At 67.2% G+C, this 10,910-nt stretch carries 14 protein-coding genes; 6 read left to right on the forward strand and 8 right to left on the reverse strand.

Annotation, left to right across the window (positions count from 1 at the left end; all coding sequences use genetic code 11):
• Positions 1 to 53: 53 nt before the first annotated feature.
• Positions 54 to 371, reverse strand: a complete 318-nt coding sequence (locus tag ACFY2B_RS45495; protein ID WP_390768938.1) for a hypothetical protein — start codon at positions 369 to 371, stop codon at positions 54 to 56.
• 256 nt (positions 372 to 627) lie between these two features.
• Positions 628 to 1,311, reverse strand: coding sequence for a TetR/AcrR family transcriptional regulator (locus ACFY2B_RS45500; RefSeq protein WP_390768939.1), 684 nt, complete (start codon positions 1,309 to 1,311; stop codon positions 628 to 630).
• 100 nt (positions 1,312 to 1,411) lie between these two features.
• On the opposite strand from ACFY2B_RS45500, the gene ACFY2B_RS45505 reads away from it, so the two are divergent.
• Positions 1,412 to 2,386 carry a zinc-binding alcohol dehydrogenase family protein gene (locus tag ACFY2B_RS45505; RefSeq protein WP_390768940.1) on the forward strand — a complete coding sequence of 325 codons (975 nt, stop codon included), beginning with the start codon at positions 1,412 to 1,414 and terminating at the stop codon, positions 2,384 to 2,386.
• A 316-nt stretch (positions 2,387 to 2,702) separates the two neighbouring features.
• Here ACFY2B_RS45505 and ACFY2B_RS45510 read toward each other — a convergent pair whose 3' ends face one another.
• Positions 2,703 to 3,230, reverse strand: a complete 528-nt coding sequence (locus ACFY2B_RS45510; RefSeq protein ID WP_390768941.1) for a hypothetical protein — start codon at positions 3,228 to 3,230, stop codon at positions 2,703 to 2,705.
• A gap of 297 nt (positions 3,231 to 3,527) precedes the next feature.
• Here ACFY2B_RS45510 and ACFY2B_RS45515 point away from each other — a divergent pair, with 297 nt between their 5' ends.
• On the forward strand, positions 3,528 to 4,076 hold the full coding sequence (locus ACFY2B_RS45515; RefSeq protein WP_390768942.1) for a DUF4262 domain-containing protein: 549 nt from the start codon (positions 3,528 to 3,530) through the stop codon (positions 4,074 to 4,076).
• Between the two features lie 44 nt (positions 4,077 to 4,120).
• On the opposite strand, the gene ACFY2B_RS45520 is transcribed toward ACFY2B_RS45515, so the two are convergent.
• The 4 genes from ACFY2B_RS45520 to ACFY2B_RS45535 form a co-directional block, all read right to left on the reverse strand.
• Positions 4,121 to 4,690, reverse strand: a complete 570-nt coding sequence (locus ACFY2B_RS45520) for a transposase (protein WP_390768943.1) — start codon at positions 4,688 to 4,690, stop codon at positions 4,121 to 4,123.
• Between the two features lie 459 nt (positions 4,691 to 5,149).
• Entirely contained in the window at positions 5,150 to 5,479 is a 330-nt protein-coding gene (locus ACFY2B_RS45525) for a hypothetical protein (protein ID WP_390768944.1), read from the reverse strand.
• A 472-nt stretch (positions 5,480 to 5,951) separates the two neighbouring features.
• Positions 5,952 to 6,668: a hypothetical protein gene (locus ACFY2B_RS45530; protein WP_390768945.1), complete on the reverse strand. Its 717-nt coding sequence runs from the start codon at positions 6,666 to 6,668 to the stop codon at positions 5,952 to 5,954.
• Between the two features lies 1 nt (position 6,669).
• Positions 6,670 to 7,182 carry a sigma-70 family RNA polymerase sigma factor gene (locus ACFY2B_RS45535; RefSeq protein WP_390768946.1) on the reverse strand — a complete coding sequence of 171 codons (513 nt, stop codon included), beginning with the start codon at positions 7,180 to 7,182 and terminating at the stop codon, positions 6,670 to 6,672.
• 728 nt (positions 7,183 to 7,910) lie between these two features.
• Between ACFY2B_RS45535 and ACFY2B_RS45540 the strand changes: the two genes are divergently transcribed.
• The gene (locus ACFY2B_RS45540; protein WP_390768947.1) at positions 7,911 to 8,858 is read left to right on the forward strand and encodes a helix-turn-helix domain-containing protein; all 948 of its coding nucleotides are present in this window, start codon (positions 7,911 to 7,913) and stop codon (positions 8,856 to 8,858) included.
• Positions 8,859 to 8,886: 28 nt separating this feature from the next.
• Positions 8,887 to 9,321 (forward strand): SgcJ/EcaC family oxidoreductase, encoded by a 435-nt coding sequence (locus tag ACFY2B_RS45545; protein ID WP_390768948.1) that lies wholly within the window; start codon positions 8,887 to 8,889, stop codon positions 9,319 to 9,321.
• Between the two features lie 283 nt (positions 9,322 to 9,604).
• Here ACFY2B_RS45545 and ACFY2B_RS45550 read toward each other — a convergent pair whose 3' ends face one another.
• Positions 9,605 to 9,781 (reverse strand): hypothetical protein, encoded by a 177-nt coding sequence (locus tag ACFY2B_RS45550; protein ID WP_390768949.1) that lies wholly within the window; start codon positions 9,779 to 9,781, stop codon positions 9,605 to 9,607.
• A gap of 44 nt (positions 9,782 to 9,825) precedes the next feature.
• On the opposite strand from ACFY2B_RS45550, the gene ACFY2B_RS45555 reads away from it, so the two are divergent.
• The gene (locus ACFY2B_RS45555; RefSeq protein ID WP_390768950.1) at positions 9,826 to 10,176 is read left to right on the forward strand and encodes a transposase; all 351 of its coding nucleotides are present in this window, start codon (positions 9,826 to 9,828) and stop codon (positions 10,174 to 10,176) included.
• Positions 10,173 to 10,910 (forward strand): IS3 family transposase (locus ACFY2B_RS45560; RefSeq protein ID WP_390768951.1); only part of this gene is annotated, 738 nt, incomplete at its 3' end. The genes ACFY2B_RS45555 and ACFY2B_RS45560, both read left to right, overlap by 4 nt.

Raw genomic sequence — 10,910 nt, forward strand, 5'->3', positions numbered from 1 at the left:
CAAGCAGCAGACTGCCGAGCAACACGCCTCACCGCACCAACAACTGTCCCTATTCATCCGTACGAAGCTGGGGACGTAACTGTGTACGCCGACACTTGCCCTGGATCGCCCCCTGCCAGTGGGAAATCAGCCAGGAAGACCTGCGGACCCATGACTGCATCCAGCGCGACGCATGCAAGCTTGCCCGCGTCGTAGAACGCCTTCACCCCGTCCGAAAAATCTTCCTGCTCATACGGACCACCGATCCGTGCCTGCGGCTCGGAAACCAGCAGTGCCTCGGCGACCTCGGCTGGAGACATCCCGAAGTGCAACGGCCCCACACCGACTCCTGACCGCAGTTCCCAGCGCTCCCGTTCCCCATCCACGCTCATCCGCCCACCCCTAGCTCTGTCCCGTCCGTATCCGTGTCCGCTGCTTTGGCCACATACGCAACGCCAGGGATCAACGCGCCAACTCAGCCGCTCATCCGCCAGCTGAAGCGCTCAGCAGCACCGGCCGACCTTACACGCAGCCCACCGACCCGCCGCTGTCTCATTCAATCCAGTCCACGCAGATCAACGCGACCCTGGCCGACTAACTTCGTTGCGACAGGTCAGTTCTCTCGTCTTTGCCGATCTGGCCCCTGGCTCAGGCGATCTGGTCCGATTTGCTTGCGGTCTCAGGTGACCTGGTTCGCTTACGCGTTTGATGTCCCGGGGCATCGAGCAGGGAGGTGGTGAGCGTGCGCAGGGCGTCCGACAGGCGCTTGCCCTCGCCCTGTTTCAGCAGGTTCAGCACGGGGCTGCTCTGCAGGGCGCCGAGCAGGACGTGTGCCAGGAGGTCGGCATCCAGCCCGGGCCCCGCCTCCGTGATCAGTCCGCTGACGTGGTCGTGCCAAAAGTGATAGGTGGGATGCTCGCCCCCCTCGCCCCCCTCTTCATCCTGTCGGTGGGTGGTCGTCGCGGCGTGTCCGAGCGCCGCCAAGAGCCCTTTGTTGCGGCTGACGACATCCACGACGCCGTCGAGGAAGGCGAGCAGGCGTTCGCGTGGGGCCGCCCCGGGGCCCAGGGGTGGCGGCCCGCTGGTGACCGCTTCGTTCAGGGCCAGGGCGCGTTCCTGCATCAGCGCCAGCATCAGGCCCAGGCGGCTGCCGAAACGGTGGAACACCGTGCCCTTGCCTACGCCGGCCGCGGTGGCCACCTGCTCCATCGAGATCTGCTCCGGTCTGTGCCGCGCGAGGAGTTCCTCGGTGGCCAGCAGGATGGCACGTCGGTTACGCGCGGCGTCGGCGCGCTCGGCACGGCCCTCGGCCATCAAGTCCTCGCTTCCCATGACACTCCCCATGGACAACTGGACCAGCGGTCCAGTACCGTTCCCGGGGCATAACTTGACCTGCAGTCCAGTTTAGTTCGGCTTTCCGGTGGAGGATGTCATGAGGCTAGTCCGTTACCACGCTTACGGGGACCCCGAGGTCCTGGAGATGGAGGAAGCCGCGGTCCCCGGGCCAGGGCCGGGTCAGGTCGTTATCCGGGCCGAGGCGATCGGGGCCAACTTCGTCGACACGAAGATCCGGCGAGGTCCCTCCAGCGGCTCGATCTTCGAGCGTCCGCTGCCCGGCAAGCTCACCGGCGATGTGGTGGGGACCGTCCACGTCGTCGGACCGAACGTCGACGGGGACCTCGTCGGTCGGCGAGTCGCGGGACTGGCCGAAGATGCCTTCGCCGACTACGTCGTTGCGGACGCGGCGTGGCTGGCCAGGGTGCCCGAGGGGCTCGACATCGGCGCGGCCAGCATGCTGCCCATGGGCGGGCCGGTGGCGCTGGGGGTACTGCGTGCCGGCCGGCTCGCGCCCGGCGAGACGGTGCTCGTCCACGCTGGCGCCGGCGGCATCGGCCACCTGGCCGTGCAGCTCGCGAAGTTACTCGGTGCCGGAACGGTCATCGCCACTGTCGGCTCCGCCGCGAAGCTCGACTTCGTCCGGGAGTACGGCGCGGACGTCGCCGTCGACTACAGCGACGACGGCTGGCCCGACCAGGTCCGCAAGGCCGCTCCGGACGGCGTCGACGTGGTCCTCGACTCGGTCGGCGGCGTGGTTCTGCGCCAGAGCCTCGGCCTGCTGGCACCCCTCGGCCGGACGGTGATGTACGGCGTGTCGAGCAGCGGGTTCGACGATGTACCGGTCACCGGGCTCTTCCGCCTGAAGTCCCTGATCGGCTTCTCCTTGTTGGCCTGGCGCGAGGCCGATCCGGAGCGAGCCAGGCAGGACATCGCCAAGGTCACGGACTACTCAGCGGCCGGACGACTACGCACGGCGGTCCATGCCCGGCTCCCGCTCACCGAGGCGGTCGAGGCGCACCGCCTGTTGGAAGGGCGGTCGAACCTCGGCCGAGTCCTGCTCTTGCCCTGACGGGTCGTCCCGGGGAGGGCCATGGCGGGGCGAGGAGTGCGAATCGGGTGCCAAGACCCTTCACCTATCCAATAATCGCCACCGACGTCTGCGTCCACCGTCGTTGGCCGGACCAGATCGATCGAGACAACACCGCCATCCCCACGTCTGGAACCAGATCACCTGAGATCTCCAACGATCGGGCGTCTCGAATGATCTGGTCGCCGCAGGTCACAGCCCTGAGCCCGGACCAGATCATCTGAGGTAGGACACCCGTTCTTCGTTCCGCATTTCGTTGACCTGTCGCCGGTGGGCCCGAGTCTTCCGCCTGGAACGGTCAGGGCTGTTCCTCACCGTCAAGGGCGTTTTGGTCGGTTCCGCCCTGGTGCCAGGCGTAGACGCGGACGGGGTCGAGGTGAAGTTCATTGGGGCCCAGGCAATCGGCGGCCCAGGTGGCCAGGCGTGAGCCGCACGCGCAGGCCAGGTTGGGACCGTGCGCGCCCGTGGAGCCGCAACACCCGGTCCAGTTGTCCCCGTACGTGAAGGGGGCGAGGCGGGGTAGGACGTCTTCGGGGTGGACGACGACGCTGTCGCGCTGACCCGCGGAGACGGTGACCCAGCTGTCGGGCCGCAGCAGCTCGCGGCCCGAGCTGTTGGCGTGCTGGCGGGGTGTGGCGGCTGGGACGAAGGGGGCGCCCCACGGGTCGGGGTCGATGGCGTAGTGCCCGCGAGGGACAGTGGAGCGAGCTCGCCCGCTCTTCTTGTCCCGGCCGTCGTCCGGTTCGTCGACGTCCGGGACGGTGGGCAGGGCCACCAGATCCCCGGTGAGCGCGGTTCCGCACTTGGTGCAGTAGAAGACGGTCACACGCAGGGTTCTATCGCCTGGCGGTCCGGCCCGTCACGCGGAAAATTGCCTGGAGCGAATATGCTCCACTGAGCCTGCCCGGGCGGAGCCATGGCGCGGATGACAGGTGCCCGGCGCCGCAGAGATGAGGATGATCCCGTGTCCCGAACGAGCGAACCGGGCGGTGGCTTTGTTGGTGAGTTACGGGTTCTGGCACAGATCTTGGGGAGTCGTTGCGGAGGGTGACGACGTCGTTCGCTTGAGAGGGGTCCGAACCCCGATTGCCCGACGTGAACGCACACCTCGTAACCTCCGCACATGACTGACGATCCGTTCCAGTGCCGCTGTGTCCTCTGCCATGACTACGGCGACCGGGACGAGGCGGACCGCGTGGATCTGACGGTCATCGAGCATGTGCAGCAGCACGGATGGCACGTCGTGATGGTTCCCGAAGACGAGATCGGTCCTGGATTCGCCTACACGATCGGCCTCGCGCACACTCACGGCGGACCTGAACTCGCCATGTTCGGGCTCGATGTCCACGCCATGCACCGCATGCTCAACACCCTCGGAGAGAAGTCTGCCGCGGGCGAAGCACTGGCGGACGGCCAGAGCCATCCTGATGTTGTCGACGGTCATCGATTCGCGCTCAGGCAGGTTGATCGCGGCTGGTACCGGACCTTCTTCGGACGGGCCATCGGGTTCTACCGGCGGCCACCTCTCCCCGTGCTGCAAGTCGCGTGGCCTGATGCCGAGGGCCGTTTCCACTGGGATGAACAGGCTGACGAGAGGCATCGCGAGTCACAGCCTCAGTTGTGGCTGCCTCCGAGTGACCACCCTGTCGGGATCTGGACGGCCGAACTCTGATCTCAAGGGACCGGGAAGCGGCGATCCAGCACCCGAGCGATGCACTACTGAAGCAAGATCATCTTGCGTAGGAGCTCGAATCCGGCTCGGCCGTAGAGCTGCCGCTTGATCTTCTTGATGCGGTTCACGGCTCCCTCGATGCTGCCGGAGCTCCAGTCCAGGGTGAGCCCGGCGGTCACGGCGTCGAGGTCTCGGAGCAGGTGAAGTGCGAAACCGGTGAGCCCAGGTAGCCGGCTGGCATCGACGGCGTCGATCCAGGCAGGGAGCGTGGCGCCGAGGCGGCCGCTGAGCATCTCGCCGAAATCGCGGACATGTCCGGCGGCCGTGTCCAGTTCGGGGCAGCGGACCAGGATCTCCTTCAGACCGGCCCGGTCTTCCTCGATCAGGGTCGCGGGGTGGCGGCCTGCGCTCAGCTCGACTGTCTGGATCAGCCGGCCGTCGTCTCCCCCGCGCCGAGCCGGACCCTGATCCGCGTCTTCGGCAACGCCGACCCCGACCACGACCGGCCGGCCCGGCTCCTGGAACGCCACTCCGAGCACCGCCGGGTCCAGGCCCTGGCCGCCCTCGCCACCAACCCGCACACCCCGCACGCCACCGTCACCAACGTTGTCCACGGGCTGCACCCCGCCGAGCTGGCCTGGATTGCCGAGAAGGCCGGCGGCCCCGCCCCGTTGCTCTCTTCCCAGCCTCGGAGGTGCCGATTACGAGGTGTTTGGCCGTACGCGGGTAGCACAACCGTAGCGATCGCCAGCTAGACCTCGATGAAGGCGACGACGACCACGGTGTGTAGGGCACTGACCCTGTACAGCGTCCGGACGCGTTCGACGTCGTCGACGTACTAGCGCAGCCGCGGGCCGGTGGTGTCGCCAGGGAGAGGTCCGCCACAACGACCGGTCACGCTCTACGCCGACCGAGGTTACGACTCCGACACCCTCCGCGACTGCCGGTCACTCTGATCCACTTGCTTGAGCGCAGGCTTGTGCTGGGCGACGACCTCTCTCAGAGACTGCGTCCACAGCACGGCTTCGTCGATCGGTCGGCGCTGGCCGAGGACCTGGGCGGTCAGCAACGCTTCACGGACGACATCCGACGCCGCGCCGGGGTCGGCCCCTCCTTCGGCGTAGAGCGCTCTGCACTCGTCCAAAAAGCTGCTCCAGTTGACGCCGACGCCCAGTGATCTGGTCGGCGAGTACCTTCCGGGCGGCCGAGGTGTCGTAGCGCACCTCGCGTAGCGTCACCATCTGATGGATCAGCTGCGCACACGTCCACAGCTCATCGCTCAGCCGGTACTCCAGCTCGCCGAGATCGACGACACCCGCCAGGGGTTTGGCAGCCCTCCAGACTTCCTCGCACCAGTGCCGGATGTCGTCGATCCGGCCGGTACCCGACGTGGGTTCTCGCAAGTCTAAGAGAATCAGGGCCCGTCCCTCCCAGCGCGTGCGAAAGCGCCGAATCCGCAGCTTGGACACCGGCAGGGCGGCATCAGGAAAACTGTTCCGCTCTCGGAGTGGGACGTCGGGGGCATACACGACGCCTGCCCATCGACGCGTTTCGTCCCAGACGCCCTCGTATGCGTTCCCGCCCGGCTTCCTACGGCTCACAGGCCGGTTCCCCTCTCGTCATGTTCGCGCAGCATCCGCTCTCGTCATGTTCGCGCAGCATCCGCATGGGGTCACTGTCTACGGCCACTTGTCTACAATCCCCGCCGCTTTGCGGGAGTGATCGGCTGTCCCCGGGCTCACAGGTACTTCTGGAGCCAGTACAGGAGCAGCCCGGCCGTGCCGCTACCGAGACCGTAGGCCAGTCCGCGCAGTCGGCAGTCGATGGCCTAGGAACCGGGGCTGCGGGCGGGTTTTTCGTCTGCTCGGGGTCAGCTCAGCGGGACCGGGCGCAGTCCTGCAGACGCTGTGCGAGACCGGCGTCGGCCCGGCACACGAGGCGGTCCGCGTCATCGCGGGTGGCCAGCCGCCGCACTTCGGCGTCCAGGACCGGTGTGACGGGAGTCGGCAGCCGGTGGCGTCGGGTGTAGGCCGCAAAGTGACCGACCGCGTTGACGAACGTCTTCTCCACGTTGGGATCGTCGTCCAGGTCGACCACCTTCAGCAAGATGTCCCGCCAGTGCTCGGCTTCTGCCGTCTCGCCCCGGCCGTGGTGGAGCAGGTGGAGGCAGTAGGCGCTGGCGCTGTTGCCTGCGCCGGCGGTGAACTGCCACCAGAACTGGGCGCTCTCGGAGTGATGAGCGCGGTGGAGCATGCAGGCGAAGACGTGCGCGCCGTCCAGGTCGACTTCCTCGGTGTCCTGAATGCGCGTCAGCAGCTCATAGGGAGCGTCGTTCTCGCCGATAGCCGCGGCGAGGCGCTCGACGTGGGTGGCGGCTCCGGGCTGGTCGAGGCTCCAGCCGACGAACTCTTCCAGGTCGCGCAGGGCGCGGGAGACCGACGGAACGGCGTCCGTCACGGGGATGTAGCCGGCGTCCCGGGCCAGACGGTGCAGTCCGGCGACGACGTCGAATGCGGGCTGCTGGGCGCGCAGGCGTCGGCCCGCCGCTGCGAGCACCTGTTCGGCGTGCGAGGGTTGCTTCGCGGCGCTCATGTCAATTGCTCCTTCGGATACGGGCGGGCATGGCCTGCTCCAGTCGCTCTTTGGCTTTCCGGCCGTGGTAGTCGACGGTGCTGGCCGTCACCCCGAGGTACCAGGCGATGTCGTTGGTGGGGCAGTCGCAGAGGTAGCGCAGAACGGTGACGTCGAACTGGCGTGACGGCAGTGCGCATAGGGCGCGCGCCACGTCGCTGTCCTCGGTCAGTTCGGTGAGGTTGTCCCGGTAGCTGGTCAGCTTCTCGGAGATGACGGTGCGCCGCATGATCGCCCAGGTCTGCTGGTGGGCGTTGCCGGCGGCCAGGAGCGCCGGCCAGTGCGCGAGGATCTCGAAGAATGCTCGGTGGACGGCGGCTTCGGCGAGCTCCTGGTCCTTGAGGATGGCTCGGGCGAACCGGTGGTAGTCCTCGTGGTTCTTCAGATAGAGCGCCTCGAAATCCAGCGGGAACGGGAGGACCGTGGTGACTACCACTGGGCTGCCGCTGGATCCCGCACGGGCATCGTCGGTCATGGATCCTCTTCGTTGAAGCAGGAGATGAACGGCTCCGCGAACATGAATGCTCGTACCGAGGTGCCTTCTGACGGGGCCTATGCAACAGGGCCAAACAGGCGGATACGCATGGATGCCCGAGTGAATATCACACGGTGATACTTGAAGTATGTACTAAACAGGCCGCTACCAGTAGGTAACACATGGTGAGCAGCGCTTTATGTGTGTGCGCAGCCCTATGGTCTATACCTCACTCTCTTCGAATGTGCTGCACTTCACTCGCGGAATCAGTGAATCCGCTCGAACTGCCTTAACTCGAAAGAGTTAACGCCTCTTCTGTTCGCATTCGAAACAAGCGCAGCGCGCCAAGGGGCACCACGGATTTCCTGGCGGGCATCGTATTGAGCACCAGTACGGCCAAACCGCTGCGCAGTCCGCTGATGCCCACGGCCGGGGGCCACGGAACCGACCCTCCTGGGATGCGAGACGCCTCGTCCCTGACGGCTTGTGACTGAGCACTTCAGTCGGCGAGATGAGCACTGGTGGGCGCCCGATAGAGTCGCCCATGGAAGCTGAGCAGGTACCGGGCTGGGCTTTTACTGATGATGAGGTCGGGCATGACAAACATCGCCGAACGGTGTGGTGGAGAAGGCAGGCTCGCGCCGCGAAGGCGTGATGCGAGGCTCGCGGTTCCGCGACGGTGGGCACAACGGCGGCGGCGTGTACTGCGCTCCGCGTGGTGACGTGACATGGACAGAGCCGACGCCTTTCTGGAGACTCTCGCGACAAGCGGCCTGCCGCCCCTGCGCGGTCGGCGGCACGCAGGCGACGACTTCCGCGCCGACGTCGTCACCCGAGACCTTGGGCCTCTACGGCTGGCCGAGCTGACAACCCCGGAGGGCGAGTGCTTCCGGGACGCGCGGTCCGCCCGCGCCGCCGACAGCGAGCTGTGGCAGATCGAGCTGGTGACGCAAGGGTGGGTGCGCGCCGAGCAGGGCGGCAGGACCGCTGTGCTTGGGCCCGCCGACCTGGTCCTGATTGATCCGGTGCGGCCAGTCCGGTTCGCCAGCACCGCGAGTACGCACGTGACCATGCTGGTACCACGGCGCTTGCTGCTGCTCGGACCGGACGACGCCGCCCGGTTGGCCGGAGCGCGTATCCGCGGCGACCGCGGCCCTGGAGCACTGGTGTCCTCGCTCGGACGGGACATGGTGCGGTGCCTGGAGGGGTTCCGCGCCGACGAGGCGGACAGGTCGGCGGCCGCGGTGATCGAGCTGATCGCGGTGGCACTCTCGGCTCAGTTGGGTCATTCGCGAAGGCCGGCCGCCGACGAGGCGCTACGCACCCGGATCGTCGGCTTCATCCAGGCGAGGCTGTCCGACCGGGATCTCACTCCGGCGAAGGTGGCCGCGGCGCACCACATGTCCGTGCGCCGACTGCACAAGCTCTTCGAGGACCAGCCGCTGACGGTGGCGGCCCTGATCCGTCGGCAGCGCCTGGCACGGTGCCACGCGGACCTGGCCGGAACGGACCGAACTGTCGCGGCCGTCGCCGCCTGCTGGGGGTTCACCGATCCGGCGCACTTCAGCCGACTGTTCAAGGCCACCTACGGATACAACGCGGCGGCGCTCAAGTCCAACAAGCGTGCGCAGATGATCAATGCGTCCGCCGTCCGGCCCGGCAAGGATGGTGACTGAAAGTGCAGAAAGCAGGAAGGGCGATCACATGGAACCGTCGATCGAAGCAATGCGCGCCATCCCGGTCCGGATGAACGAGGGATGGAACAGCGGTAACGCCGCTGCGTTCGTCGCCGATTTCGCGGATGACGCCGAGCTCGTAGACTTCGAGGGAACCATTCACAAGGGACGCGAAGCGGTGATTGCGTTCAATCAGCCGCTCTTCGACACAGTACTGAAGGGTTCCCGGATGGTGCGGGGCGAGGTGCCGTTCGCCCGGATCGTCCGCCCGGGCTGGGGGGTGGTGCACCACCGCGTCGCAATGGTGATGCCGGGCGAGGAGCAGCCGCCGCCGAGCCGCTACTTCATGCAGTTGCTGGCGCTCGTATGGCAGAACGACCGGTGGGAGGTCGCGACACTGCAGAACGCGCGCTTGGTCTCGTTGGAAACCGCGATGGCCCTGGACGCCCAGGCTGCCCAGTGAGGGACACGATGCCCAGGGGGCGTGCACGAGATCGTTGACCGGGTTGTCGAAGGAGTGCCTGGCCTCCTCCGATTAATCGCAGTCTGCGGTGCCAGCCTCCAGCCCGGCTGCAAGGTGCGGACTGTCGGCCAGCCGCAGCCAGACTCAGTGCTCGGCCGGCCAACTTACACGTTCACTCGCCAACACACGACGCCCACGGCCGGGAGTCACGGAACCGACCCTTCTGGGACGCGAAACGCCTCGTCCCTGACGGCTTCAACGCCGGGACGAGGCGCTTCCTCAACTACAGCCCGATCTCGATCCGTTCCACGTCGGTGAACTCGACGCCCAGGCCGTGCGCGCGGGTGTTGCCGGCCCGGAAGTACATCTCCGCCAGGCCCTCGGCGGCTATGCGCTGGAGCTGCTGCTCGGTGGCGCCCTGTTCCCGGGCGGTGGGGACCTGTCCCCGAGGGGTGGACACCTCTGAGCCCGGCCCCGGCAGGGGCTGGGTAGGAGGCATCTTTTATGGTGATGAAGGTCTACTCGCCCGAGTTCAAGGCGGACGCTGTCGCGCTGTACCTGTCGGACCCGAGCCACACCTTCGAGGGCATCGGCAGGGATCTGGGGATCAGCCGCGAGACGCTGCGTAACTGGGTACGGGCCGAACGGGTCCGCCACGGCGGAGGCACCACGACGAGCACGAGCACGGAGAGGAACACGGTGGATTCCCCGCCGACGGCCGAGGAACTTCAGGCCGAGAACGAAGCACTGCGCCGGGAGTTGGCGGCAGCCCGCAAGGAGATGCACAAGCTGGCCACCGAACGGGACATTCTACGCAAGGCGACGAAGTTTTTCGCACAAGAGATGACCTGGTGACCAACCGCTTCCAGTTCATCGAGGACCACCACCACGCCTGGGGCGTGAAGCGGTTGTGTGCCGTGCTGGAGGTCGCCCGCTCCAGCTTCTACAAATGGCGGGCCGGCCGCGTGGCCCGTGCCGCGCGTGAGCGGGCGGACGCTGCGCTCGCCGAGCGGATCAGGGCCGTGCACGCCGAGTGGGACGGCACCTACGGCCGGCCCCGGATCACCGCCGAGCTGCGCGGCGACGGTGAGCGCGTGAACCACAAGCGTGTCGGACGGGTCATGCGGAAGTTCGGCATCGCCGGGCTGCGGCTGTGCAAGCGGCAGGTCACCACTGTCCCCGAACCGTCCGCCACGCCGGTGCCCGACCTGCTGGGGCGCGACTTCACCGCAACCGCGCCAAACACCAAGTACGTCGGCGACATCACCTACCTGCCGGTGGGCGACGGCGGGTTCCTGTATCTGGCGACCGTGATCGACTGCTTCTCGCGCCGCCTGGTGGGCTGGTCAATCGCCGACCACATGCGCACCTCCCTGGTCGCCGACGCGCTCCACGCAGCCGCCCGGGTTCGCAGCAGCCTGGGCCTTGTCCCCGAGGGGTGGACACCCCTGCCGGGGCCGGGCTCAGAGGTGTCCACCCCTCGGGGACAGGTCCCGGCCTCGAAGACGCCGAGCCGAACACGATGCGCCTACGCCTCTATCATCTTCCGGCCCGCCTGGCGCGCCACGCTCGCCGTCGCATCCTGCGCA

Origin of the sequence: Streptomyces sp. NPDC001270, assembly GCF_042896695.1 — a bacterium.
Classification (GTDB): domain Bacteria; phylum Actinomycetota; class Actinomycetes; order Streptomycetales; family Streptomycetaceae; genus Streptomyces.